The sequence below is a fragment of the Lactiplantibacillus sp. C232 genome, from assembly GCF_023806725.1.
GTDB lineage: Bacteria > Bacillota > Bacilli > Lactobacillales > Lactobacillaceae > Lactiplantibacillus > Lactiplantibacillus plantarum.
Window position 1 is genome coordinate 154,902 of the sequence record NZ_JAMSKZ010000002.1, and the last position, 23,932, is coordinate 178,833.

Genomic DNA, 23,932 nt, shown 5'->3' on the forward strand with positions numbered 1-23,932 from the left:
AATTGAGGAAATTCAGATGATGGATGTGACGTTTAATTCGATGTTTGCGGTAACCTTGCAACATGAGTTGCACCAGCCAGTATTGAGTTTGCCATTGTCGCTACAAGTCGGTGATTTAACTCGATTGACAACTGATGATCCAGCACAGCTTGCTATCATGTCACACAGTACCGATGCCACGGTTGTCAAGCAAGCGTTGGTAACATTAAAGTCTCAAGTTGAGCAGGGGGGCGTGCTACGAGTATGGTGGTCTACCATGCCCGATGATTGGTTAGGATACGACTGGTTGTGTCAGTAGTTAGCAGACACAGACGCGCAATTGAGACAGGTGATGGTACCGCTAAGTCAAGTGATAACTCGGCCAGGTCTAGCTTTACAGACTTTGTCGGATTTATCGGAAGTATTGCCAGCGGATATTGCGCATTACTTACAGTTGGCACAAGACGTTTCTGAGGACGAACAGCGTGCTCATAGTTATGAATGGCAAGCGCTCGTGGTAGAAAATGCGCCGTTACGGGTCAATCTTAACGGGCACTTAGTCAGTGCCCCAGCGGACTTTTATGACAGCTTGTTAGAACGCCAAATACAACCGGGACGCCCAATTGTGCAAATTATTGGTGAGATGCTGATGCGCTACTCACTGGGCTTGCCAGACTGGTGGTATCGTGCCCGGCTCCAACATATCTTGTCAACGAGAGGATGATTAATGTGAAGAAAATTGCGCCCCTGTTCGTTGGCTTAGGGGCCATTAGTTTTGGAATTCCGGCGTCACTATTTAAAATTGCGCGTCGGCAGGGGGTTGTCAATGGCCCATTGCTATTCTGGTCCTTTCTGAGTGCGGTTGTGATTTTAGGTGTGATTCAAATTTTACGCCGTGCACGTTTGCGTAATCAGCAAACGAATTGGAAGCAAATCGGACTGGTAATTGCGGCTGGAACGGCTTCGGGATTTACTAACACCTTTTACATACAGGCGTTAAAGCTTATCCCAGTTGCTGTGGCCTCGGTAATGTTGATGCAGGCGGTCTGGTTATCAACATTACTAGGAGCAGTGATTCATCATCGGCGTCCCTCCCGACTGCAAGTGGTTAGCATTGTTTTGGTATTGATAGGCACGATTTTAGCTGCTGGTCTGTTTCCAATTACGCAGGCGCTCTCGCCGTGGGGCTTGATATTAAGTTTTTTAGCGGCATGCTCCTATGCTTGCACGATGCAGTTTACGGCTAGCTTAGGCAATAACTTAGACCCGTTATCGAAAACATGGTTACTGTGTTTGGGCGCTTTCATACTCATTGCTATCGTGTGGTCACCGCAATTAGTTACGGCACCCACCACGCCAGCAACAGTCGGCTGGGGAGTACTGATTGCACTATTCTCAATGGTTTTCCCACTGGTTATGTATTCATTGTTTATGCCGTACTTGGAGCTTGGCATTGGCCCAATCCTTTCTTCTTTAGAATTACCAGCTTCGATTATTGTTGCATTTGTACTGCTTGATGAAACTATTGATTGGGTGCAAATGGTTGGCGTGGTCATTATTATTACGGCCGTAATTCTGCCAAACGTGTTAAATATGCGACGAGTTCGGCCATAGTTCAGGTCAATACCAAACTCAAAATGAACATGTTGTACTGGATTCATTTTTGTACTGTGTTTTTTGTTTCACGTGAAACATTCATCTAATTGATGCTCTTTATGAATAGTTGGTGGGTACCTTATTTATATAAATGATAAAATGTGCCTCACTTAGGGACAACTTGAATTGAAAGGTGGTCAGGCTGATGGCACTAACCTATCGGATCGTCCGCGCTGAAGCAGACAGTGATTTTGGAAAAATTCGACAGTTATATTATGAGACCTGGCAATCAGCATATCGTGATTTGATGCCTGCAAGTTATTTACAGCAATTGACGCCAGCAACTTGGCGGCCGGAACGGCGGTGGCAAAATATGTTGCTGGCAATGACGGCTGATGGTGAAGTTGTGGGTGTTTGCACATTTGGTCCGGCCAGACATGCGAACTATGAGGGGTGGGGCGAACTGTATTCGCTATATGTTCACCCGAACTATCATCATCATGGCATTGGTCAGCAATTAATAATCCAGGCCCACCGTCGCTTAAAGGCGGTCTATCCACAGAATTATCTACTTGTTCTGGCAAATAATGCTGTGGCCCAGCGTTTTTATCAACGTAATGGATTTCACGACACTGGTCAGATTTATGTCGATCATGCGCCGTTTGGTGTTTTGCATGAGCGGATTTTTGAAGATTAACGCAAAAAAACGAGCCTTGTGCTCGTTTTTTTATAGTTTAGCAATCAATTGGCGTGCGACCGCGCGTGCTGAGAACGGGTTTTGACCAGTAATCAATTGGCCGTCAGTAATTGCATATTCGCGATAAAATCGATGCTGACTAAAGATAGCACCGTGAGCAGTAGCTCGTTCACGGTTAAGGAAAGGGACGATCCGTTTTTTGCCGGCAATCAGCTCTTCAGTTGCGGTAAAGCCCGTAATGGTTTTGCCAGCAATCAAGTATTGGCCCGTTTGGTCTTTGATGTTTAGGAGGCCAGCAATTCCGTGACAAACGGAGGTCACATATCCACCATGTTGATAAATGGCCAGTGCGATGGCTTGTAACTCAGGGTTGTCCGGAAAGTCCCACATCACACCGTGGCCCCCGGTATAGTAAATAGCAGTGTAATCATCGGGATCGACCTGACTAGGCTTGAGCGTGTTCTTAAGGGCCCGATTAATGAAGTCAGAATCTTCATACACGGCCATTGTGGCGGCATCGGTATATTTCATACTACGCGGGTCAAGGGGCACGAAGCCACCATTAGGACTAACATAGTCAACGGCAATTTGGGCTTGCTGCATTTCATCGACGAACTCAGCGGCTTCACCTAACCAAAGACCAGTCGGCTCATTAGTTCCTTGGTAACGAGTGATATTGGTTTCGACAATTAAAACTTTTTTCATTGATCATGACTCCTTAAAAAGACTGATTTGAAGTATATTAGTTAGCTAATTAGGTTGAATACTGATAATGATTTTACCGGTAGCGTGACCGGAATGCGAATATTCTAACGCGGCGTTGATGTCGGTGAGGGGAATAATCCGATCAACAACCGGTTTAATAACGCCCTGTTCAATTAGTTGTCGCAGGCGCACAAGTTGCTGGCCACTAGGTTGCATGAACAGAAACGAATAGGTAGCCTGGGCTTGTTGTTCCAGTCGACTCAGTTTCCACGTTGCTAGACCCAATAACCATTGTTTCCATATTGGCAGTCCGTAATCCTTACCAAAACGCGCGTTTGGCAGTCCGGCAATGCTGACAATCTGACCGCCTGGTTTGATAATCTGAAAAGCGGCCTCGAGGGATTGCCCGCCACGAGTATCTAATACGGCATCGTAATGGGATAATACATCAGTAAAGTCTTGCTGATGATAGTCAATGATTTTATCAGCACCTAGTGATTGAACGAGGTCAAAATGTTTCGCACTGGTAGTGGTTGCGACGTAAGCGCCGAAATATTTAGCCAGTTGAATGGCAATAATCCCAATGCCACCTGAACCGCCGGGAATGAAAACCTTTTGTCCCGGCTGGATGTTCATTATATCGTGTAGCGCTTGGTAACTGGTTAAACCTACTAATGGAATTGCAGCGGCTTCTTCAAAATTGAGATTGGCTGGTTTCAGTGCGATGGCTTGATGATCAATGGCGATAAATTCAGCAAAGGTTCCAATTCGATCTTTTGGTGCGCGACCGTAAACAGCATCACCAACTTTAAAGTCCGGTACTTGGTCGCCAACGGCAGTAATTACACCGGCAAAGTCACTGCCCATAATTAGTGGCATGGTGTATTGTAGTAACAATCTTAGATCGCCATCTTTGGTTTTCAAATCGATTGGGTTGACACTGGCGGCAACGATTTTGACGAGAACATCGGTGGGAGCTATTGTCGGAACAGGGACTTCTGTCACCATGGGGGTTATTTGCTTGTATTTAGTAATAATGGCAGCTTTCATAGTGGACTCCTAACATATTGGTTTAAATGTTTAACATCTTGAACAAATCATGCTGGTAATTCTAGTCGCTTACTTACAAAAAGTCAACGATTAATTCTTGACTTTCAATTTTAGCAAGCGTTAAATGGTTTAAGAATACGAACCGTAATTGGAAAGGTGTGATTTTTTGGCAGAACGAACGATGGCAATATTTAAGAAGGGTGTTCCGATTTTTACAATTCTTCAAGACGAAAATCGGCAACGGATTTTGGTGATGCTGTGCCGGACTGATCAGATGACGGTTAACCAAATTACAGCGCAAATCGCCTTATCACGACCGGCCGTATCGCACCATTTGAAGTTGATGCTGGATGCCGGCATTTTAGCGGTTAGCAAAACAGGTACTGAACGTTATTACCGCGCTAACATGACGGCGACTCTAAAACTATTGAAGGCACTCACTGCGTCATTAGAAGCCGATTTAGCCCATACTCAGTCTGTAGACGAATAAAAACTGAATCAGAGTGAAAAAGCTGGTACTTTTGAAATGAGAGGCGTCATTCCAAAAGTACCAGCTTTTAGTTCACTTATGCAGTTCGGCGCACTGAATCACCAGTACCTGAAACAGATGGCGCCATTTAATGATTATCAGTGAGCTAACGACATGATATCGTTATTATTAATTTGAGGATGGCACTTGAATATCTTTGAAGGTGTGCCGATAAAGTAACCAGCCAAGTAAGCACGTTAAGACATCAGCGACCGCTTGAGCCCAAATAATACCAGTTAGTCCAAAGAACTGTGCCAGAATAACGATGGCGATACCTAGTAAGATTGCTTGCCGCGAAAGAGCCATGGCTAGGGCACTCAAACCCGCACCGACTGATTGAAAGACGGTCGTGAACACGAGGATGAAACCCACTAATGGTGTCGTAATCAACATCGCTCGCAACATCTGTGTACCCATAGTGACAATGGCTGGTTGATTCATAAATAGTTTAATAAGTTGAGGCGCAAAAATCATTAGAATAATCGCACAAATGGTTGCGTAGCCACCTTCGACTTTTAAATCGAAGCGCAACGTTGCCCGTAGTCTTTGCCAATTTTTAGCACCGTACGTGTAACCAACTAAAGGCTGGGCCCCAAAAGCAAAGCCGACCATGACCATCATAACGACCATGTAAACTTTTTGAACAATTCCCATGGCCGCCACGGTTTGGGCGCCGTATGCGGCTAAGTAGCTGTTTAAGATCATCATGCCAAAACTCTGGGTTAGGTTAGTCAGTGAGGCTGGAATCCCAACCGCGACGACGGCTTTAAGGGTTGGTCGCGAGATATGGGCTAACTTTGGTGCTAAGGAGAGCGTTTTGGCTCGGCGCATAAAAAAGACTAACAGACTGGTGTTGACCGCGTACCCCAAAACGTTGGCAAAAGCAACGCCCGAAGCACCCCAGTGAAAGCCAAATAAGAATAAGGGATCGAGAATAATGGTCAGAACCGTCCCACTGATGGTCGCAATCATGGAAAGTTGTGCCAGGCCCTCCGTTCGGATAATGTTACCGGGAACCAGTGAAACGATGATAAAGGTTGATCCTAATACCAATATACGATAGAAGTCCGCAATGTAGGGACGGGTAGCTGCAGTAGCACCTAGCAAGCCTAAAATTGGTTGTTCGAATAGTAATAATAAGGCTGTCAGTACTAAGCTAAGCGCGATCGCAATGTAAAAACAAAAGCTACTGATACGTGCACTTTGGTGATAATCATGACGGCCAAGGACTCTTGAAATAACGGCACTCCCACCGAGGCCAAAAATATCACCAACTGCTAACATAAACGAAAATAGCGGACTGCCGAGGGCAATACCAGCAACTAAATCAGCATTACCAGTTTGAGCAACAAAAAATGTATCTGCTAAGTTATAAATCATGCTGGCAACCATGCCAAGAACCACAGGAAAGGCTAAATGGAAATACGCTTTGGGAATCGGGGCCTTCTCAAATAAATCATTCATAAAAATAAGTCACTCCTTCTCTGAACGGTCGGTCGAAGCGTGACTAGACGAACAGAAAGATAATATAAGTTAATGATACGCTTGACTGTCAAGCTGCTCAAGGCACCAAACTGATAAGGACGGTCAGCTAAAGGAACGACAAAAAAAGCATTGCCCAGTGTTTCAGCGGCAATACTAAAAATTAACGTGAATTTTTAAGAGATTAACGTAAGTCGATTTGGTGAAGGTTAGCTGGCATCTGACCAACATGATGGCCGACCGTTCCTGCGTGCATCGCTTGTGCGCCATTGATAAAGTGCACACCAGTGGCCGCAATTAATCCCATTCCTAATACTGTAATAATACTTAATACCATCATTATTCACCCGTTTCTGATTATTTATGCACTTCTATTGTAGCGCTTACATCACCATTGTCATTTGAGTTGTATTAGAATGGAATTAAGTTTTTCACTTTTTCAGGTGGACATTAGTATTGGGATGGAATAAGTACGCATTGTGCGAGTTAATTTGTCATCGATTATGATTAAAACGTGCCATTTTTTAAATTCAAAAGCAGCCAGCTTAGGTTCGCTGGGAACAGTTCGAGTTAGCGTAAACTTGCTTAGGGTGCGCGTCCTACACCGACCTCCAGGCATTTCTGCCAATTGCCGGAACGTGGTGGGCACAGATCTGAGCCGAAAAAACCACGTCTCAAATACTGGCCTTTCACTAACCAAGCACAGGACGCTTGCTAAGTGAAATTTCACCACTGGGCATTGTCAGAAACGTCTTCCAGTCGGGATAGCGTTCGAATGGCTGACAAGGATATACCCAACTTTTGCTGAATTTGTCGTTGTTTTTCATAAACGTTAATTTTATCAATCAACTGTCAGATTGAAAAGGTCTTGTGATAACTCACTATTTCTGAATTACCGTAGTAATAATTGAATATTTCGAAAAAGTGGAGAAGGCACTCTGATATTTAACTTAAAGGGTTCAGTATTAAAATAGCCAACGACAAATTGTACTGAGTTCAGTGGCCGTTCATCAGCCATTCGAGCGGCTTCCCGACTGGAGGGGCTGGTGACAATGCTCAGTAGCCAAATTATTCTTAGCTGGAAGTGGGTTGCTTCCGGCTTAGAATAAGACTCGTATTTGAGACTGGGCGGGTTGTGCACGGGCTCTAATCGACGTCGGCTTACGTTCCAGCAATTGTCACCCAGCCCCGGAGGCCGGAATCGGACACGCATTGCTGACGAACAGGAATCCATCTGTTTGGCACGTTTTAATCAAGGCTAATGCTAAATAGCGGCTAGCATAACGCATAACGCGTAACAAGTAAAAAATTAGTAACGAAAGTGAGTGATATTTTGGACGTGCAAGAAGGATACATGCCATTTAATGGTTATCAGACGTATTATCGAATCGTAGGGGATCGGCAATCAAATAAGACACCGTTAGTTTTGCTACATGGTGGTCCAGGATCAACGCATAATTACTTTGAAGGATTTGATGACCTGGCCGTTCAAACGGGACGACCAATCGTCATGTATGATCAATTAGGCTGTGGGCGTTCATCGATACCTGATGACGATCAATTATGGCAAGCCGCAACGTGGGTGGCAGAGTTGCGGGCGTTACGTACGTATTTAGACTTACCCGAGATTCACTTACTAGGGCAGTCCTGGGGTGGTATGCTAGCCATTATTTATGGTTGTGACTATCGGCCGCAGGGGATTAAAAGTTTGATTTTAGCCAGTACCTTATCTTCAGCCCGACTGTGGGCTCAGGAACAGCATCGGATGATTCGGTTAATGTCCCCAGTGGATCAGTCGGCTATTGCGACAGCAGAACGGTTACAGGATTTCACAGGTGCTGCCTACCTGACTGCTAATCAACATTTTATGACGCAACATGCGTCGGGCCCGATTACTGCTGATGATCCTGAATTCCTACGGCGATCAAAACGGGTGGGGACCACGGCTTATAATGTAGCGTGGGGTCCCAATGAATATAATCCGACTGGTACGTTAGCGGATTATGAGTATACCGACCGATTACAGTATTTGCAGATGCCAACTTTAGTCACCAGTGGAACGGATGATTTGTGTACGCCATTAGTCGCTAAGACCATGGTCGACCAGTTACCTCATGCGACTTGGACGTTATTTCCCCGTAGCCGTCACATGGCGTTTATCGATGAAAACACGGCCTATATGACGCGATTGCGTCACTGGCTAGCAGCCCATGATTAGAGAAATGAGCGTAATCATTTCCCGGGAAATAATTTGCTGAATAGCTAGATTGAGAAGTTTATCGGTGTGATCTGATTTTGTTTGGCTGTCACTATAATGGTTATTAAAAGGTTTAAAGTAGACAAAAGCGCCTGTGGAAGTTAGCCTTCTGCGGGCGCTTTGGTGATTGCTGTGATGATGTTTAATGTTGATAGATAAAGACGAATCGATTAGCCGTCGAGCGCTTCTCGTCAAATTGATAATCGGGATGGTCAAATGTGCGAATGGCCGTCACATCATCGATTTGATGTTCAGCCAAAAAACGGACCATGGCCCCACGTGCCATCTTAGCTAATGTGGCTTTAGTCTTGAGTTTGCCGTCGATAAAGCTTGCAAAGACAATATCAATCATTGATTGATGCGGAGCCAGATAAGGTGCAATGGTCTTAGCATATTCTTGAGAAGCAAGATTGATAATTGGTTCTGGCCGCGGAGTCAGTGCCTGATAGAGGCGGTCGCCCCAAAACGCATAGAGGTTCTTGGCTTGACCAACAGCCAACCGTGCTTGCATTTCTAACCGATAAGGAACGATACCATCAAACGGTCGGAGAATGCCGTAAAAGCCTGACAAGATTCGTAAGTTTGCCTGAATATAGTCAAGGGCTGGCTGGGTAAAGACGTCCGGGGCCATGTAACGGTACTGAATACCGCTGTAACTGAGAATAGCGGGAGTCAGATTGCGGGTCAGGTCAATTTTTTGAAGCCAATCATAATTAGGTTGGGCTAGTTTGTCACTGCAATGCCATAAGGTCTTGGCCTCAGGATAGGTGAGATGTTGCAGTTGAGCCAGTAATTGTTGCGTCTGATCAAGATAGATTGGTTCAGTTAGGGCTGGAAAGGCATCTTGGTCGATAATCATTTTTTTCGCAGGTGCAATGATGATTTTCATAAGGTCACTACTTTCGAAGCGTTCAGTTTATAAATAATGTTGATAGCATTTAAAGCAAAAACTAAGCTATAGAAATATGATAGCACATTAGACAAACGTACGTTCCTAAAACTATCAATTGCGGTATAATGAAATTATGATACTAATTGAGTAAAAGGAGTTTGTCGGTATGGATATTTCACTATTAAAACAAGTGGTTCAATCAACTAATAAGATTGCCCTCAGCACGGCCGTCAATAATGAAGCAGATGTTAAAATTGTTAACTTTGTCTGGTACGAAGCACAACCAGATACGCTATACTTCTCATCAGTTAAGACAAGTCCCGCTTTGAAGGTTTATGACCAGAATCCGGATATTGCATTCATTACGATTCCTAATGATGGAACAGCGGGCAATCCATATCTACGAGCCCAACACGTTAAGTTACAACGGTCAACTAAGACGATGACCGACTTGCTACCCCAATATTTAGAAACAGTTCCGAATTATCAACAAGTCTGGGATGCTATTGGATCGACACTCGTTGTTTTTGAATTAAAACTAACTGATCTTTTTGTTGACGCGGGTGTTGGTGGCGAGAAGCAAACACTGACTTTTAATTAACACTGGATTCCTATACTAAAAGCGTTTCAAGGCCGGCTTAGGTTAAGCTATGGTCTTGAAACGCTTTTTGGTCGGGTAATTTTAAGAGCAACTATGAGGTGTTACTTCACATATGCGGTCCGATAATTGGCGGCACCGCTGAAATTATTATAGATGACGCCCTTTAAGTGCGACTTAACGAGCAGATGGGAACGGCCTTCGTAGAGTGGGGTCACGGCCTGATCAGTTAGCGCCGTTTTAGCGGCTTGAACTAAGTCTTGATAGCGCTTGGTCGCGTTCAAAGCATCTGGACCATCAGCGGCTTGCATTGCCTGGTCGTAAGCCTTGCTTTGATAGTGGCCCATGTTGGAGTTGCTGTCGCCAGTCAAAATTGTTAATGATTGTGAAGGGTCGGCAAAATCCATACTCCAGCTAGTTAAATTAAGCTGGAAGGCTCCCTTGGAAACTTTACCTAGCATTGCGGTAAATGGCATTGCCTTGATTGTTACCTTTAGTCCGGGGAGGTGACTGGTTAATTGTCCCTGGATGAATTCAGCGACCTGATGTGAGTTGTCATCATCACCACAGGTAATCGTTAACGTTAGCGATTTTTTGCCCAATTGTCGTTGTGCTTTATGATAGGCGGCTCGAGCCTGGTTGAGATTATAATTAACAGTACCATCAACGGTCGCATCATTGACAAAATCGGTACCAGTTTTAGGATTCTTAGCCATATTGCGCACACCAAAGCTTTTGGCTGGAAGCGAACCATTTTCTAGAACTTTGTTGGTCAGTTGCGACCGGTTGATTGCTAAGGATAAAGCGGTGCGGAGTTCACGGTTGGCTGCTACATGGTCATGGTGATTGTATTGAATAAAGCTGATTTGACCACCCGCAAGTGTTTTGAGTTCTTGATTATTTTTATTCTGGACACTCTGCTCGCCATTAAGTGTCACACTATCTAACTTATTAGATTGATATAAATTATAGGCAGTCGTATTGGACTTAATAACCTGATAATTGATTTGGTGCAGTTTCACCAGTTTGTGATCGTAATAAGCTGGATTTTTCTTTAAGGTCCACGTATTATTAGTCCCGGTCCAGCCAGTAAGCGTAAATGGCCCGTTGTAGACGGTCGTCGCGGCCGAAGTCCCGTACTTCTTCCCGTATTTGTTAACAGCAGGTTGATTGACCGGATAAAAGGTCGAAACAGCTAAAATCTTTTTAAAGTAGGCGACAGGTTTGCTTAACGTGATTGTTAATTGATAGTCACCATTAGCTTTGACACCAAGGGTTGATGGCTTTTTCTTGCCGGCTGCAATGGCGTCAGCATTTTTAATGTTCGTGAAGACATAGGTGAATTCAGATTTACTTTTTGGATCAAGAGTTCGTCTCCATGAATAGACAAAATCGTGAGCGGTCACCCTGTTACCGTTACTCCAGCGCGCATCGTGGCGTAATTGAATGATATAGGTATGACCACCATTGGTAACAGTTGTCTTAGTAGCCAAAGCGTTGACGGGTTGGCTCTGACTGTTCAGCCGATAGAGCCCCTCGTCAACTTGGGTGACTTGGCTATTAGAAACGCTGTCCGTCATTTTAGCGGGATCTAAGCTCATAATTTCTGAGCCAGCTGATAGGTTGATAACTTGTGATTGTTTAGTCGTAGCTGGGTGTGAGTGGGCGTTGACGGTAAAGCCGATGCCGCCAATAATGACCACGCTGCCGATTGTTAAAATTAATTTGTGTGTTCCGGATAAACTCATAATTAAATCCTCCAAAAGTATAATTGTATTTGGTTAGTTTGATCCATGAGTTTTGCCATCGTTTCGTGACCATTTATTTCACCCCGTTTTATCGTCAAAAAAACCGTCCTTATCCAGCCAATGCTGTGTTAAGGACGGTTTGATAACCGCGGTGCCACCTTAATTGAGTGTTCGCCAATTTAGTGATTAAATCACGCGTACACTCCTACTCCATAGGAAACTAACATTTCCCTGACAACTGACGTATGTCGCACGTCTTTCCGTACTCTCAACTGACGTTAATTTCGGCAAAGCCCTCGGTGGTCCATTTAATTACCTGCGTTCGGCCATACTCTCAGCAACGATGACTCTCTGTGCGGGCACGATAATCTTGATCTCCACCTCATTGGTTTATAAGGACGATATTTTGTTGAAGTGAGTATACCGCTTTTGAAAATCAGTTGTCAAGAGCTGGAAAAATATTGTTCAACTATAAATTTAGTCAAACAGAAAACGATGTTCGTAAATAAACCGAGGATTAATATAGTGTCGAGTGGCATTGATTGCGTGGTTTTTAATAACGGCTGCAAGCATTAATTACTTTCATTATGCGCGAATAAAAATTATAATGACATCAATAATGTAAACGGATTCAATATTGCGGTGACAAGATTAAGGAGGGCTAAACATGAGCTTTAGAGTTGTAGCCGGTTATTTCGGTGAATTTAGTGATGAAGCGAAGCGGGCCAATCAAGACTTAGGTGTAATCGGCATGTCGTTTCAGTATCAATGTAATCTCGTTTATCCAGAAGGGGCGGGGCCAAACTTTGGTTTTCGAACCGACGCGCAAGCGATTGATGTGTTCGATGCGTTAAAAGTTGGTTACGATGGTTTCAAAGTGCAAGCTGGCCTGATTAAGGCGATGGGACTAGTTGATTATCAATTGGTTGGTGGTCGTTACGAACTAGTCGGCCATGATTTCCGAGAATTACCTTTAGCTGAGATCAATGCGAACTTGGAAACGATGCCCGGACTCTTGGCTCAGGGACCGATGCCAGTTCGATATGTGACTTATCGTCGGACGGATGACCCTATTGACGCGGTTGGCTTTAGTGGCAACTGGGCACTAGGAGATAGCGGTGGCTTTCGACAGTTAAGTGAGACGTTGGCAGAACCAATGCAAGCACCAGTGGCGGCGCTAATTAAGGCAATTGATCAACTTGGTTTAACGTTACAACAAATTAATCTACCCACACCGCAAAGTTCAACGGCTTTGCCGACACATTTGAGTGATGATGTTCATCAAGCGAACGTTGACGTGTGGGTGGTGTTAACACAACCACAAGGTGACGAGCAGCAAGTTTTGCAGACCATTCATAACGCTCAAGAGTGTAATGAAAAATTGTGCGAAGCGCTGACTCGTGTTTATTTGAAGTAGGATGTTTCACGTGAAACAACTGGCACTTGGCAGTCCGTTATTTTCTTTAGTGCGTTGTATGATATGATACGCACGAACCGTAACACATCTTCACGGGAGAAAATATGTTATTAGAAACTTATCAGCATCGTTCATTTATCAAACAAACTGGCAATATTTCTATCGAACGTGATTGGGAAAAGCTTTTCGATGAAGCGTGGTTGATTAAGCATCTTCGTGGCTATCGCTAAGCTCAAGACTTAGAGGGGAGTGGTTTGATGATGACATCAACACCACGGTTATTACAAGCCATTCAACAAACGACCACCGCAATTTTAAAAACAAACCTTGTTGGTATTTACCTGCATGGATCCTATGTTTTAGGCTCATATAACGAACAGGTGAGCGATTTAGACTATCTGATCGTTGTTCGGCGTTCGTTAACATTAGCTGAAAAACGGCAGTTAATGACAGCTACCATAACGCAATTGTGGCCATTAGCGCCACACAAGGGATTGGAGTTTCATGTGCTGTTACTGAGTGCAACCCAGCATTTTGTGCATCCTTGCCCATTCGATTTTCATTTTTCAAAATACCATTATGAGGATTATCAACGGACACCGCTAGCCTACCTAAAAGCGATGCACGGCACGGATCCTGATCTTGCTGCCCACTTAACGATTCTCCAAGCAGCGGGACAAGTCTTGCTTGGACCAGCCATTACAACGGTCTTTGGCCCCATTCCTGCGGTGGCCTACTGGGACAGTATCAAGTCTGATATCGCGAATGCTGAAACGGCGATCGTTCAGTTACCAATGTATACGGTATTAAACCTTTGTCGAGTTCGTGCTTACCAGCAAGATCAGTTAATTATTTCTAAGCAGGCCGGGGGTGAATGGGGGTTACAACAGCTGCCAACACAGTGGCATCCGTTGATCAGGCAGGCGTTAGCAGCCTATGCTGGTCAACAGGACGAACAGGTTATACGATGGTCACGTCCAAACTTAGTGGCGTTTGCACGAATCATGTTAGCCGAGTTGGGCTTAAAATCAGAATAGTTTGTGAGTTTAACAAAAAATGCTTACTGGCGATCATCCACCAGTAAGCATTTTTGTCACCACCAACTTAAAGTCGGCTGTTATAAATCAAGAAACTAATGTAGCAGTTATCGCCATCAGGTAAATCATAGCCAGTGTTTTCGTTGCTACCGTCATTTTCGTGTAAAACAACGAATTCACCAGAACCATAATCTTGGTCGTTTAAATACTTCACTAAACGTTCATCACATTCAGCTAAAGTTTTACCGGTCACAACGCGCCGGTTCCAACCACGATGGATCTCAGTATTTGGATTAAGCATCTCTTCTCAACTCCTCTTAATTATAAAGTCATCAATTGCGCTTGCCGAGCGGGTTGCTGATCAAGATCAGCGCGCGTTAGGTCAGCGTCGACTTGGTGGGTACTGTTAAAAATAATGAAACGTTCACCAACGGCTTGGACTTGCTGGTAGTTATGGCTTGCCATGATGATAGTTTTGCCGGCAGCTTGTAGCCGTTGCAGTAGGGTTAGCATTTGCTGCTGAGCGGCAATTGTTAAGCCGTTCAGCGGTTCATCTAACAATAAAATTTCAGGGTTCAAGGCGAGAACGCTGGCTAGTGCCACGCGCTTCTTTTCACCACCTGAAAGTTGGTAAGGGACCCGGTCTGCTAAGTTAGCACAGTCCGTTAATTGTAAGCAGTCGGCGACGCGTTGCGCAACCATGGCTGCTGATAAACCGAGTTGTCGGGGACCGAAAGCGACTTCCTCAGTGACCGACGTGTTGAATAGTTGAACATCAGTATTTTGAAAGACCATGCCGATCCGCTGATGAAGTTGTTGTCGATTTTGGGCATCAGCGAGATAAGTGGTCGTAATCGGCTGATCGTGAAACTGATAAGCGCCACTAGTTGGACTAGCTAATCCACTCAATAGTCGTAAAAGGGTCGATTTACCAGATCCATTGGGCCCCATTAGACAGATAAAGTCGCCTGAGTTGACCGTTAAGCTGAGGTCCTTCAAGCCACACGTATCAGGATAATCATAGCAAATATTCACCAATTTAATCAATACCACGTTAATGCCTCCAAAAAATAAATAATATCCAGACAATAATCGCTGGGCTCAGGGCAAGATAATCGCGCCAATGGGTACGACGCCCGGTTGAGCGCACGTAATGACCATTGAACCCGCGTGCTTCCATGGCAGCGTATAGTTCTAGCGCATAAGTGTAACTTTTAAGATATAAATTACCAAATAATGCGCCGATTAAACGGTATGGATGAGCCGTTGGGGCGACCGTCCGTAATTCTAGGGCTTCCATCGTCAGCAATAGATGTTGGCCGAGCATTCGTAAGTACGTGATGGCAATGGCCAAAGTCATAATTAATAGATCAGGGCAATGGAGTGCCTTCAAGCCAGCCAATAAATCTTGAAACGGCGTGGTTAGACGGTAATATTGAGCGTTTGCCAGCATTAGACTGGTTTTAAGGCCAAAAAATAATAGCGTGGTGGGACCGGCTAACCAGTAGCTCGGTAATACGAACAGCATGGCCATCCCAACACTGATTAGCCAGCTTCCCATAAAACGGCGCAGTTGGCGTGGAGGTAACCATAATAATTGGCACCCAACTAATAGTGCTAGGCTCCATAACAGAATGAGATTATTACTTAAAGCAATTAAAATGACGAGCAACAGGAGCTGAATTAATTTGAATTGCGGTGCAACGCGCCAATGAGACGTTGCCGTGACTGGCGCTGGCTGTGCTAGTCGACTGAGTAATTGGCGTAGGTGACGCTGATTACGTTGCCAAAATTTCGCTTTAATAGCAGGTGTTGGCGTGGTGGTCGTAGTTTGCAGCCAAGCTGGAATATCAGTGTTGGGACGTGTCGGTTTCATGTTGAAGACCTCGAATCAAAAGTAAGAAAATCAAAACAGCGGTAATGGCCGATAAAATATAACCTACACTAACCGGTAAGCCCGCGATGGCGTAATCACTGAACAGGGCCTGAAAATGGAACCCGTGGACCATTCCTTGAGGCGCGTGAGTACTGATATGTTGTTGCGCTAGCCGTTGCTGTAATTCTTGGGGGCTCCATTCGCCCCAAGCCGTATTGCTAGCCAACAAGCCTAATGGTGATAACACCGCTAATCCGAGTAGCAGTGCGATCCACGGCCGCTGATTGCGCCGAGTGGGTGTCTGATAGAGGTTAGTCGGTGCGACTCGTTTTACAAATTGAAAGACAAGCAGTGTGAAGACGACTTCGACCCAGCCGGCGACTAATAAGTGAGCCGTCAACATTGCGGGTATCGTAATGTTGAGGCCGTATGGGCAGTAGAGCGGCGCACCACTTGCCGTATGAGCCAGTATGGGTTGTAACCCGAGCTCGATACCAGCAACTAGCGCCGCCATATTAATGCCTAAGTAAGCACCAATTGCGAGCCCCAACTTTTCATGGTGCCATTTTTGACCTAGGCGATAGCAGGCGTAGCCGACAAACGGCATAATGACCGCCATATTCAACGCGTTAGCGCCAAAGGCTAGGATACCGCCATCACCGAATAATAAGGCTTGTAGTAGTAACGTCACGGTCAGCGCAAGACACGCCGCCCATGGGCCAATCAAGACAGCTAACAGGGTTCCCCCGACAGCGTGAGCCGTGGTCCCACCTGGAATCGGCAAGTTGAACATCATAATTAAAAAAGCCAATGAAGCGGCGATGCCGAGCATTGGCAGGGTTTCATGATGTTTTTTGATTTGAACTTTAACTTTTAAAACGGCGACGGTCCAGACGGGAGCCATCGCGGTGACCAACGTTCCGCAAGTTGCGGGACTTAAATAATTATCCGGAATATGCACGGATGAGCACCTCACTAATTTGCAATTTGATCTAAGAGGTAACTAACATCTTGAATAATAAATTTGTGATTTTTGACCGTAATGACGCCGTCTGTTCGTAATTCCTTGAGCATCCGGTTGACACTGCTTCGGGAGCTAATACCACAGAAACCGGCAATGTCGTCATTGGTGACCACAAAGTCAATCAGAATCCCTTCGTTAACTTTTCGTCCGAACAAATCAACAAGACTGTAGATAAAGGCACAAATGGCTCCTTTTTTACCGTTCATGACCATCCGTTGCAGTCGAAGAATGTTTTCGGACAACTTTTTACGGTAATAATTTTTAACGTAGTTTTGCAGTTCAGGCGTGCTGTTGACGTACTTCCAAAAAGCGACCCGGTTGACCTGGTAAAAAGTGGCATATTCGGACTCAATACGGACGTTAAACGGTTGATCCGTAGAACGAGAAACTTCATCACGCAGCAGGGAGATCACGTCGGGCTTGGCAATATAAGATAAATTATATTCGCGACCGTCTTGTAAAATAATGCTGTTTTTGATGATGCCGTCCTTTAAGACGTACGTATAGTGTTCGGCTAAACCATGATAGGTCAGGTAAGTATGCCGCTTTTTTTTGATTGTCGGCACGTGATGGGCTTCCAAATAACTTAGTAAATATTCAATATCAGTTAATACCATCTTAGTTTTTCAGTTCTTTCGTGAATAATTTTTAAGGTTGAGGTCAGTAAAAATAGCGATTCTCAACAGTAATCACGACGATAACGCTACTTAAGCATAGCGGTTTTCATGATTGTGACAATCGCATTTAAAGTATACATTTGTTAACTATTTTTGAAAACTTAAAATGTAACGGACAAGTTATCCGTCTTCTAGTATAACAAAACGTGCATGTAAAAATTAGTTTTTAGAGAAAGAGGATGGCTAAAAGTCATGGTTGCAATTGATTTACCATATGACAAGCGCACAATTACGGCTCAGATTGATGATGAAAATTACGCCGGTAAGTTAGTGTCGCAAGCTGCAACATATCATAACAAATTATCAGAACAGGAAACGGTCGAGAAGTCGCTGGATAATCCAATCGGCTCCGATAAGCTGGAGGAACTTGCTCGTGGGAAGCACAATATTGTGATTATTAGTTCTGATCACACGCGCCCAGTTCCTTCACATATTATCACCCCGATCCTATTGCGGCGGTTACGGTCAGTGGCGCCCGATGCACGGATTCGGATCCTCGTAGCTACTGGTTTCCATCGGCCATCAACCCACGAAGAATTGGTGAATAAGTATGGTGAAGACATCGTCAATAACGAAGAAATCGTGATGCATGTCTCAACCGATGACAGTAGTATGGTCAAGATTGGCCAATTACCATCTGGCGGCGATTGCATTATTAATAAGGTCGCTGCTGAAGCAGATTTGCTAATCTCCGAAGGCTTTATCGAATCACATTTCTTTGCTGGTTTTTCAGGTGGTCGGAAGTCCGTTTTACCTGGGATTGCTTCATACAAGACGATTATGGCGAACCATTCCGGCGAATTTATTAACTCACCGAAGGCCCGGACCGGTAATTTAATGCATAATCCGATTCATAAGGATATGGTGTACGCTGCTCGGACCGCTAAACTTGCCTTTATTATCAATGTTGTTTTAGACGAAGATAAAAAAATCATTGGGTCATTTGCCGGTGACATGGAAGCCGCCCATAAAGTGGGCTGTGACTTTGTCAAAGAACTTTCTAGTGTACCAGCCATTGATTGTGACATTGCGATTTCGACGAATGGTGGTTATCCGCTTGATCAAAATATTTATCAGGCCGTTAAAGGAATGACCGCTGCTGAAGCAACAAACAAAGAAGGCGGCACGATTATTATGGTTGCCGGTGCTCGTGATGGTCACGGTGGTGAAGGGTTTTATCACAACTTAGCTGACGTTGATGATCCTAAGGAATTCCTGGACCAAGCAATCAACACGCCACGGCTTAAAACTATTCCTGACCAATGGACGGCCCAAATCTTTGCTCGAATCTTAGTTCATCATCACGTGATTTTTGTGTCAGACCTCGTTGATCCTGATTTGATTACGAATATGCATATGGAACTAGCCAAGACGTTAGATGAAGCCATGGAAAAGGCCTACGCACGCGAGGGTCAAGCCGCTAAAGTGACGGTTATTCCTGATGGTTTAGGCGTTATTGTGAAGTAGTATGGCAACCACAGCAGAAATATTACAACAAGTGGCGGCAGGGCAATTAAGTCCGACGGCGGCTGCCCAACAGTTAGAAGCGGGCAAAACAGCGGCATTAGGTTTTGCCAATGTCGATTTAGATCGTCAACGCCGCAATGGCTTTCCGGAGGTCATCTACGGTGCTGGTAAGACGGCAACCCAAATTGTGGGTATCGTGCAAGCCTTGTCCCAACAGACGTTGCCGATTTTAACGACCCGGTTATCCGCAGAAAAATTCGCGGCACTCCAACCAGCGTTACCAACGGCTGTCTATCATGCCACTGCGCAGTGTATGACGGTCGGGGAACAACCCGCACCGAAAACACCAGGGTACATTGCTGTGGTGACGGCGGGGACCTCCGATCAACCGGTTGCTGAAGAAGCAGCAGTAACCGCGGAAACTTTTGGCAATCGTGTTGAACGAGTCTATGACGTGGGTGTTGCGGGAATCCACCGACTGTTTGCCAAGTTGGATGTGATTCGTGGTGCCCGGGTGGTCATTGTGATTGCGGGCATGGAAGGTGCGCTGGCCAGTGTCGTTGGTGGACTAGTTGATAAGCCCGTGATTGCAGTGCCGACCAGCGTTGGTTATGGTACTAGTTTTCAAGGTATGACCGCGCTATTGACCATGCTCAATAGCTGTGCGTCGGGGATTACCGTTGTCAACATTGATAACGGCTTTGGTGCCGCCTACTCAGCTAGTATGATCAATCAAATGTAAGATTCAGTTAACTGAACAAGGAGAAGATAAATGCAAACACTTTATTTAGACGCTTTTTCGGGGATTAGCGGTGATATGTTTCTGGGCGCGTTACTCGATTTAGGACTTGATTTTGAGCAATTAAAAACCGAATTGGCTAAGTTACACGTGCACGGTTATGAATTAACGCAGCAACGGGAAGCCCAGAGTAGCATCTATGGCACGAGCTTTGATGTTCAGGTTGCGGGTGGTAAGGACCATGGTTTTGTGGAACATCACCATCATCAGCATGAAGCTGGGCATCATCATGATCATGAAGCGCGTCATTTAGCTGATATTGAGGCGTTAATTGACGGCAGTGACTTATCAGATACCGTGAAACACCACGCGAAAGCGATCTTTATGGAAATTGCGCAAGCGGAAGCAGCGGTTCATCACATGCCACTAGCTGAAGTTCATTTCCATGAAGTGGGCGCGTTGGATTCGATTGTTGATATTGTGGGCTGCTGTATTGGGTTGGAATTGATGCAGATTGATACCATCATGGCTTCACCGTTAAGTGATGGTAGTGGTTTTATTAACGTTGCCCATGGTCAGATGCCAGTTCCCGTACCAGCCGTGATGCAGATGCGAGTTGGTAGTGCCATTCCGATTCAACAACGGTTGGATGTGCATACTGAATTGATTACCCCCACTGGGATGGGCTTGGTCAAGACGCTCGTACGTGAATTCGGACCGTTACCGGAAAATGCCGTGCCAACTAGAGTTGGTTATGGGTTTGGTAAACGGGACACGGGTGGTTTCAATGCACTGCGAGCCGTATTATTCGAAAAAAAAAACTAAGTCAGCAAATCGTTAACCGGACGGCTGATGCTGTCTTAATGATTGAAGCTAATCTGGATGATCAGACGGGTGAAGGACTGGGGTACGTGATGAACCAGTTATTAACGGCGGGCGCATACGATGTGTTTTTCACGCCCATTCAGATGAAGAAAGATCGGCCGGCGACAAAGTTAACGGTTTTGGGAAACGTTAACGATAAGGACTTACTGACTAAGTTGATTTTACAAGAAACGACGACGATTGGTGTACGTTACCAGACGTGGCAACGTACTATTATGCAACGGCACTTCCTGACGGTCGCAACGCCGTACGGTGACGTTCAAGTTAAAGTGGCGACATATCAAGATATTGAGAAGAAGATGCCGGAATATGCGGATTGTGCCCAGCTGGCGCAGCAATTTCATATTCCGTTTAGAACGGTCTACCAGGCAGCCTTAGTGGCGGTAGATCAATTAGATGAGGAGGCGTAATTTTTTGGTACATCAGTTGATTGCTGAATTTATGGGCACAGCCCTAATGATTATTTTTGGGGTGGGTGTTCATTGTAGTTCCGTATTAAAGGGAACCAAGTATCGGGGTTCCGGTCATATTTTTGCCATTACAACTTGGGGTTTTGGGATTAGCGTTGCCTTATTCATTTTTGGCAATGTTTGCATTAACCCGGCAATGGTTTTGGCGCAGTGTCTATTAGGAAATATCGCATGGTCTTTATTTATTCCGTATTCCGTTGCGGAAGTGCTTGGTGGGGTCGTGGGCTCAGTGATCGTTTGGATCATGTATGCTGATCATTTTAAAGCCTCAACAGATGAGATTTCACCCATTACAATTCGGAACTTATTCTGTACGGCACCAGCCGTTCGTAACTTACCGCGGAATTTCTTTGTGGAATTATTTGATACATTTATTTTTATTTCGGGTATTTTAGCGATTTCTGAGATTAAAACGCCGGGAATCGTGCCAATTGGCGTTGGCCTACTTGTATGGGCCATTGGGATGGGACTTGGTGGTCCAACTGGGTTCGCAATGAACTTAGCTCGAGATATGGGGCCCCGGATTGCCCACGCCATCTTACCAATTGCCAATAAAGCCGATAGTGATTGGCAATACGGTATCATTGTGCCAGGAATTGCGCCCTTTGTCGGGGCAGCAATTGCCGCTTGGTTTATGCATGGCTTTTTTGGAATTAATTAAATTAAATAGAAGAAGGGTTTTATTATGGCAACATTAGCAACAAAAAAAGCAACGTTAGTAGCAGCATTAAAGGATTTACAACGGGTCACCGTGGCCTTTTCTGGTGGGATCGACAGTACCTTAGTTTTGAAGATGGCCCTCGATGTTTTAGGCCGTGACAATGTGACCGCTGTGGTTGCGAACTCTGAATTATTTACGGATGAAGAATTCGATAAAGCGATGAGTTTAGCCGAAGAACTAGGTGCTAACGTTCAAGGAACTACGCTAGACTACTTGAGCGATGACCACATCAAGAACAACACGCCTGATAGCTGGTACTATGCGAAGAAGATGTTCTACAGCCGGTTGAATGACATTGCGGCTAATAACGGTAGTGCCGCTGTCTTAGACGGTATGATCAAGAATGATGAAAATGATTATCGTCCTGGTTTGAAGGCCCGTAGTGAAGTGGGGGCCCGGAGCTTGTTACAAGAAGCTGATTTCTTCAAGACTGACGTTCGGGCCTTGGCACAAGAACTCGGTTTGACGAACTGGAATAAAGTGGCGTCATGCTCTGTATCTTCACGGTTCCCATACGGGACGACGTTGACACATGACAATATTGCTCAAGTAATGGCCGCCGAAAAATATTTGCGTAGTTTAGGTTTTCCAACGGTCCGGGTTCGTTTCCACAATGATATTGCGCGGATCGAATTACCAGAAGCACGAATTGGTGATTTCTTAGTCTTTAACGACCGCGTTAACCGTCAATTACAATCACTTGGATTCCGCTACGTTACCCTTGATTTAGGTGGCTTCCGTAGTGGTCGGATGAATGATACGTTGACCAAGGCACAATTGGCCACTTTCGCCTAGGCCTAATCAAATTAATGATAGTGGTGTCGGGATTAATCGGAGATGGGCGGCTGAACGGCGGTGATCATGGTTCATTCGCCCACCCGATGATAATCGTAACCCCAGCCGATACGCACATGTTGCGATTATCGCCTGACACCCCAAAAAGCGCAGTTCAAGGCCGCCCTTGAGCTGCGTTTTTCGTATCTTCATTTTTAGATCAACAGGCGTCAAAAGTCACGACGAGTTTACCAACGACTTGACCAGCTTGGAGTTGTTGTAAACCACTTACAAGTTGGTCACGGTGCAAGACCTGAGTAATTAGTGGGTCGACCTTGCCAGTTTGGACCAAAGCTAATAAGGCGGCGGTCATTTGCCCAAGATCGGCAACTTGCGCTGGGTTACCGCTACGGTGGGCACCACCGAGGTCCAATTTACTGATAGTTACAACTTGATTACTTGGAAAGTGGTCCGGAGTTGCTAATACACAGACAAGCTGGCCATTGTAAGCTAAGCGCGGTAAGTCCGCATCAGCATGACCAATGGTATTAATGATCAGATCAACACCGTGCTGCTGCGTTAGGTCTTGAATGCATGTGGTCACATCTTCATGATGGTAATCGATTTGGGCATCGGGATGCAGCGGTGCCACGAAGGCTTGCTTGGCCTGTGAAACGGTCGTGAAGACGGTCTTGCCAGCAGCCTTAGCGAGTTGAATAGCCATACTGCCTACACCGCCCGCACCTGCATGGATCAGCACAGTTTGCGCGGCATTTAAATTGGCTTTGCGCAGGAGGGCCTGATAAGCCGTCAATCCAGCGCAGAGACTAGCGGCGGCTGCTTCAAAGCTCACAGTCGTTGGAATCTTAGCTAGCACGGCTGCTGGTAAACTCACGTATTCGGCAAATGTCCCATTATTGGCGAGATTAGCGTGCCCACAAACTCGTTCGCCAGGCCGAAAATTAGTGACCTCAGCGCCAACCGCCTCCACGATTCCAGCTGTGTCTAGTCCTAGTGTGTGTGGATATTGCCAGGCGGCGTTACCCGCCGCAACTAATTTAAAATCTACCGGATTGAGCCCGACTGCTTGGGTCTTGATCAACACCTCAGTTGGCCCGAGGTTGGGCATGGGCCGTTCTTGCCATTGAAGCTGTTCCATAGTTTGAGCGGATGGATCTGGCACAACAAGTGCTTGCATCTTCAATCACTCTTTTCTTAAAGGCATATTTGCTTTTTATTATAACCGGTCGCGGCGGTGAATTTAAACTTTAATGCCTAATTAATTAAGTAGCAATGAGGGTGATTCGGCTAA

Annotated in this window: 28 protein-coding genes; 16 read left to right on the forward strand and 12 right to left on the reverse strand. The window is 45.3% G+C overall.

Annotated features, from left to right (window positions below; all coding sequences use genetic code 11):
• Positions 1-16: 16 nt before the first annotated feature.
• The 4 genes from MZO41_RS03010 to MZO41_RS03025 all read left to right on the forward strand — a co-directional run bounded on the left by MZO41_RS03010 (position 17) and on the right by MZO41_RS03025 (position 2,272).
• Complete coding sequence (locus MZO41_RS03010; RefSeq protein WP_022638069.1) at positions 17-298, forward strand: DUF1835 domain-containing protein; 282 nt, start codon at positions 17-19, stop codon at positions 296-298.
• A gap of 51 nt (positions 299-349) precedes the next feature.
• Positions 350-703, forward strand: a complete 354-nt coding sequence (locus MZO41_RS03015; protein ID WP_227111281.1) for a DUF3658 domain-containing protein — start codon at positions 350-352, stop codon at positions 701-703.
• 5 nt (positions 704-708) lie between these two features.
• Positions 709-1,593 (forward strand): EamA family transporter, encoded by an 885-nt coding sequence (locus MZO41_RS03020; RefSeq protein WP_013355093.1) that lies wholly within the window; start codon positions 709-711, stop codon positions 1,591-1,593.
• Between the two features lie 187 nt (positions 1,594-1,780).
• Positions 1,781-2,272, forward strand: coding sequence for a GNAT family N-acetyltransferase (locus MZO41_RS03025; protein WP_003641692.1), 492 nt, complete (start codon positions 1,781-1,783; stop codon positions 2,270-2,272).
• 30 nt (positions 2,273-2,302) lie between these two features.
• Here the strand turns inward: MZO41_RS03025 and MZO41_RS03030 are convergent, their stop codons facing one another.
• Both MZO41_RS03030 and MZO41_RS03035 read right to left on the reverse strand, forming a co-directional pair.
• Positions 2,303-2,977, reverse strand: a complete 675-nt coding sequence (locus tag MZO41_RS03030) for a type 1 glutamine amidotransferase domain-containing protein (RefSeq protein ID WP_003643650.1) — start codon at positions 2,975-2,977, stop codon at positions 2,303-2,305.
• A 45-nt stretch (positions 2,978-3,022) separates the two neighbouring features.
• Positions 3,023-4,027: an NADP-dependent oxidoreductase gene (locus tag MZO41_RS03035; RefSeq protein ID WP_013355094.1), complete on the reverse strand. Its 1,005-nt coding sequence runs from the start codon at positions 4,025-4,027 to the stop codon at positions 3,023-3,025.
• Positions 4,028-4,193: 166 nt separating this feature from the next.
• Between MZO41_RS03035 and MZO41_RS03040 the strand changes: the two genes are divergently transcribed.
• Positions 4,194-4,517 (forward strand): ArsR/SmtB family transcription factor, encoded by a 324-nt coding sequence (locus tag MZO41_RS03040; RefSeq protein ID WP_003641695.1) that lies wholly within the window; start codon positions 4,194-4,196, stop codon positions 4,515-4,517.
• Positions 4,518-4,685: 168 nt separating this feature from the next.
• Here MZO41_RS03040 and MZO41_RS03045 read toward each other — a convergent pair whose 3' ends face one another.
• Both MZO41_RS03045 and MZO41_RS03050 read right to left on the reverse strand, forming a co-directional pair.
• Entirely contained in the window at positions 4,686-6,020 is a 1,335-nt protein-coding gene (locus MZO41_RS03045) for an MATE family efflux transporter (protein WP_013355095.1), read from the reverse strand.
• Positions 6,021-6,222: 202 nt separating this feature from the next.
• Complete coding sequence (locus MZO41_RS03050) at positions 6,223-6,375, reverse strand: hypothetical protein (RefSeq protein WP_003646152.1); 153 nt, start codon at positions 6,373-6,375, stop codon at positions 6,223-6,225.
• 996 nt (positions 6,376-7,371) lie between these two features.
• Here MZO41_RS03050 and pepI point away from each other — a divergent pair.
• Positions 7,372-8,256, forward strand: coding sequence for a proline iminopeptidase (gene pepI / locus MZO41_RS03055; protein ID WP_013355097.1), 885 nt, complete (start codon positions 7,372-7,374; stop codon positions 8,254-8,256).
• Positions 8,257-8,437: 181 nt separating this feature from the next.
• Here the strand turns inward: pepI and yaaA are convergent, their stop codons facing one another.
• Positions 8,438-9,184, reverse strand: coding sequence for a peroxide stress protein YaaA (yaaA, locus tag MZO41_RS03060; RefSeq protein WP_003646299.1), 747 nt, complete (start codon positions 9,182-9,184; stop codon positions 8,438-8,440).
• 169 nt (positions 9,185-9,353) lie between these two features.
• Between yaaA and MZO41_RS03065 the strand changes: the two genes are divergently transcribed.
• Positions 9,354-9,788, forward strand: coding sequence for a pyridoxamine 5'-phosphate oxidase (locus MZO41_RS03065; protein ID WP_003641701.1), 435 nt, complete (start codon positions 9,354-9,356; stop codon positions 9,786-9,788).
• A 101-nt stretch (positions 9,789-9,889) separates the two neighbouring features.
• Here MZO41_RS03065 and MZO41_RS03070 read toward each other — a convergent pair whose 3' ends face one another.
• Positions 9,890-11,533 carry a peptide ABC transporter substrate-binding protein gene (locus MZO41_RS03070; RefSeq protein WP_011100878.1) on the reverse strand — a complete coding sequence of 548 codons (1,644 nt, stop codon included), beginning with the start codon at positions 11,531-11,533 and terminating at the stop codon, positions 9,890-9,892.
• 667 nt (positions 11,534-12,200) lie between these two features.
• Between MZO41_RS03070 and MZO41_RS03075 the strand changes: the two genes are divergently transcribed.
• The 3 genes from MZO41_RS03075 to MZO41_RS03085 all read left to right on the forward strand — a co-directional run bounded on the left by MZO41_RS03075 (position 12,201) and on the right by MZO41_RS03085 (position 13,987).
• Positions 12,201-12,950 carry a hypothetical protein gene (locus MZO41_RS03075; RefSeq protein WP_011100879.1) on the forward strand — a complete coding sequence of 250 codons (750 nt, stop codon included), beginning with the start codon at positions 12,201-12,203 and terminating at the stop codon, positions 12,948-12,950.
• Positions 12,951-13,054: 104 nt separating this feature from the next.
• A complete protein-coding gene (locus MZO41_RS03080; RefSeq protein WP_003641704.1) occupies positions 13,055-13,180 on the forward strand; it encodes a hypothetical protein in 126 nt (41 codons plus the stop codon).
• A 27-nt stretch (positions 13,181-13,207) separates the two neighbouring features.
• On the forward strand, positions 13,208-13,987 hold the full coding sequence (locus tag MZO41_RS03085; RefSeq protein ID WP_011100880.1) for an aminoglycoside adenylyltransferase domain-containing protein: 780 nt from the start codon (positions 13,208-13,210) through the stop codon (positions 13,985-13,987).
• Between the two features lie 67 nt (positions 13,988-14,054).
• Here MZO41_RS03085 and MZO41_RS03090 read toward each other — a convergent pair whose 3' ends face one another.
• The 5 genes from MZO41_RS03090 to MZO41_RS03110 are packed head-to-tail and all read right to left on the reverse strand — an operon-like array spanning position 14,055 to position 17,504.
• Positions 14,055-14,288 (reverse strand): hypothetical protein, encoded by a 234-nt coding sequence (locus MZO41_RS03090; protein WP_003641706.1) that lies wholly within the window; start codon positions 14,286-14,288, stop codon positions 14,055-14,057.
• Positions 14,289-14,308: 20 nt separating this feature from the next.
• On the reverse strand, positions 14,309-15,040 hold the full coding sequence (locus MZO41_RS03095; RefSeq protein WP_013355099.1) for an energy-coupling factor ABC transporter ATP-binding protein: 732 nt from the start codon (positions 15,038-15,040) through the stop codon (positions 14,309-14,311).
• Between the two features lies 1 nt (position 15,041).
• Positions 15,042-15,863 carry an energy-coupling factor transporter transmembrane component T gene (locus MZO41_RS03100; protein ID WP_011100882.1) on the reverse strand — a complete coding sequence of 274 codons (822 nt, stop codon included), beginning with the start codon at positions 15,861-15,863 and terminating at the stop codon, positions 15,042-15,044.
• A complete protein-coding gene (gene cbiM, locus MZO41_RS03105; RefSeq protein WP_003641709.1) occupies positions 15,838-16,824 on the reverse strand; it encodes a cobalt transporter CbiM in 987 nt (328 codons plus the stop codon). The genes MZO41_RS03100 and cbiM overlap by 26 nt, the downstream gene beginning before the upstream one ends.
• Before the next feature lie 14 nt (positions 16,825-16,838).
• Positions 16,839-17,504, reverse strand: coding sequence for a Crp/Fnr family transcriptional regulator (locus MZO41_RS03110; RefSeq protein WP_003641710.1), 666 nt, complete (start codon positions 17,502-17,504; stop codon positions 16,839-16,841).
• Between the two features lie 252 nt (positions 17,505-17,756).
• Here MZO41_RS03110 and larA point away from each other — a divergent pair, with 252 nt between their 5' ends.
• Genes larA through larE form a run of 6 tightly spaced genes read left to right on the forward strand, consistent with a single transcriptional unit; the run spans position 17,757 to position 22,641 of the window.
• The gene (gene larA, locus MZO41_RS03115) at positions 17,757-19,031 is read left to right on the forward strand and encodes a nickel-dependent lactate racemase (protein ID WP_003641711.1); all 1,275 of its coding nucleotides are present in this window, start codon (positions 17,757-17,759) and stop codon (positions 19,029-19,031) included.
• Position 19,032: 1 nt separating this feature from the next.
• The gene (gene larB / locus MZO41_RS03120) at positions 19,033-19,773 is read left to right on the forward strand and encodes a nickel pincer cofactor biosynthesis protein LarB (RefSeq protein ID WP_003641712.1); all 741 of its coding nucleotides are present in this window, start codon (positions 19,033-19,035) and stop codon (positions 19,771-19,773) included.
• Between the two features lie 30 nt (positions 19,774-19,803).
• Entirely contained in the window at positions 19,804-20,595 is a 792-nt protein-coding gene (gene larC, locus MZO41_RS03125; protein ID WP_003641713.1) for a nickel pincer cofactor biosynthesis protein LarC, read from the forward strand.
• A 38-nt stretch (positions 20,596-20,633) separates the two neighbouring features.
• Complete coding sequence (larC2, locus tag MZO41_RS03130) at positions 20,634-21,065, forward strand: nickel pincer cofactor biosynthesis protein LarC2 (protein WP_003641714.1); 432 nt, start codon at positions 20,634-20,636, stop codon at positions 21,063-21,065.
• Between the two features lie 4 nt (positions 21,066-21,069).
• A complete protein-coding gene (gene larD / locus MZO41_RS03135; RefSeq protein WP_003643656.1) occupies positions 21,070-21,786 on the forward strand; it encodes a D/L-lactic acid transporter LarD in 717 nt (238 codons plus the stop codon).
• 24 nt (positions 21,787-21,810) lie between these two features.
• Positions 21,811-22,641, forward strand: a complete 831-nt coding sequence (gene larE, locus MZO41_RS03140) for an ATP-dependent sacrificial sulfur transferase LarE (RefSeq protein ID WP_128650853.1) — start codon at positions 21,811-21,813, stop codon at positions 22,639-22,641.
• Positions 22,642-22,840: 199 nt separating this feature from the next.
• Here the strand turns inward: larE and MZO41_RS03145 are convergent, their stop codons facing one another.
• A complete protein-coding gene (locus MZO41_RS03145) occupies positions 22,841-23,818 on the reverse strand; it encodes a zinc-binding dehydrogenase (protein WP_013355101.1) in 978 nt (325 codons plus the stop codon).
• Between the last annotated feature and the right edge of the window lie 114 nt (positions 23,819-23,932).

Excerpts from the sequence above, each read along its gene's own strand:
- MZO41_RS03010 (WP_022638069.1), top strand. The coding sequence starts at position 17 with ATGATGGATGTGACGTTTAATTCGATGTTTGCGGTAACCTTGCAACAT.
- MZO41_RS03025 (WP_003641692.1), top strand. The coding sequence starts at position 1,781 with ATGGCACTAACCTATCGGATCGTCCGCGCTGAAGCAGACAGTGATTTT.
- MZO41_RS03030 (WP_003643650.1), bottom strand. The coding sequence starts at position 2,977 with ATGAAAAAAGTTTTAATTGTCGAAACCAATATCACTCGTTACCAAGGA.
- MZO41_RS03035 (WP_013355094.1), bottom strand. The coding sequence starts at position 4,027 with ATGAAAGCTGCCATTATTACTAAATACAAGCAAATAACCCCCATGGTG.
- MZO41_RS03045 (WP_013355095.1), bottom strand. The coding sequence starts at position 6,020 with ATGAATGATTTATTTGAGAAGGCCCCGATTCCCAAAGCGTATTTCCAT.
- MZO41_RS03050 (WP_003646152.1), bottom strand. The coding sequence starts at position 6,375 with ATGGTATTAAGTATTATTACAGTATTAGGAATGGGATTAATTGCGGCC.
- yaaA (WP_003646299.1), bottom strand. The coding sequence starts at position 9,184 with ATGAAAATCATCATTGCACCTGCGAAAAAAATGATTATCGACCAAGAT.
- MZO41_RS03065 (WP_003641701.1), top strand. The coding sequence starts at position 9,354 with ATGGATATTTCACTATTAAAACAAGTGGTTCAATCAACTAATAAGATT.
- MZO41_RS03070 (WP_011100878.1), bottom strand. The coding sequence starts at position 11,533 with ATGAGTTTATCCGGAACACACAAATTAATTTTAACAATCGGCAGCGTG.
- MZO41_RS03075 (WP_011100879.1), top strand. The coding sequence starts at position 12,201 with ATGAGCTTTAGAGTTGTAGCCGGTTATTTCGGTGAATTTAGTGATGAA.
- MZO41_RS03080 (WP_003641704.1), top strand. The coding sequence starts at position 13,055 with ATGTTATTAGAAACTTATCAGCATCGTTCATTTATCAAACAAACTGGC.
- MZO41_RS03085 (WP_011100880.1), top strand. The coding sequence starts at position 13,208 with ATGATGACATCAACACCACGGTTATTACAAGCCATTCAACAAACGACC.
- MZO41_RS03090 (WP_003641706.1), bottom strand. The coding sequence starts at position 14,288 with ATGCTTAATCCAAATACTGAGATCCATCGTGGTTGGAACCGGCGCGTT.
- MZO41_RS03100 (WP_011100882.1), bottom strand. The coding sequence starts at position 15,863 with ATGAAACCGACACGTCCCAACACTGATATTCCAGCTTGGCTGCAAACT.
- MZO41_RS03110 (WP_003641710.1), bottom strand. The coding sequence starts at position 17,504 with ATGGTATTAACTGATATTGAATATTTACTAAGTTATTTGGAAGCCCAT.
- larA (WP_003641711.1), top strand. The coding sequence starts at position 17,757 with ATGGTTGCAATTGATTTACCATATGACAAGCGCACAATTACGGCTCAG.
- larB (WP_003641712.1), top strand. The coding sequence starts at position 19,033 with ATGGCAACCACAGCAGAAATATTACAACAAGTGGCGGCAGGGCAATTA.
- larC (WP_003641713.1), top strand. The coding sequence starts at position 19,804 with ATGCAAACACTTTATTTAGACGCTTTTTCGGGGATTAGCGGTGATATG.
- larC2 (WP_003641714.1), top strand. The coding sequence starts at position 20,634 with ATGATTGAAGCTAATCTGGATGATCAGACGGGTGAAGGACTGGGGTAC.
- larE (WP_128650853.1), top strand. The coding sequence starts at position 21,811 with ATGGCAACATTAGCAACAAAAAAAGCAACGTTAGTAGCAGCATTAAAG.
- MZO41_RS03145 (WP_013355101.1), bottom strand. The coding sequence starts at position 23,818 with ATGCAAGCACTTGTTGTGCCAGATCCATCCGCTCAAACTATGGAACAG.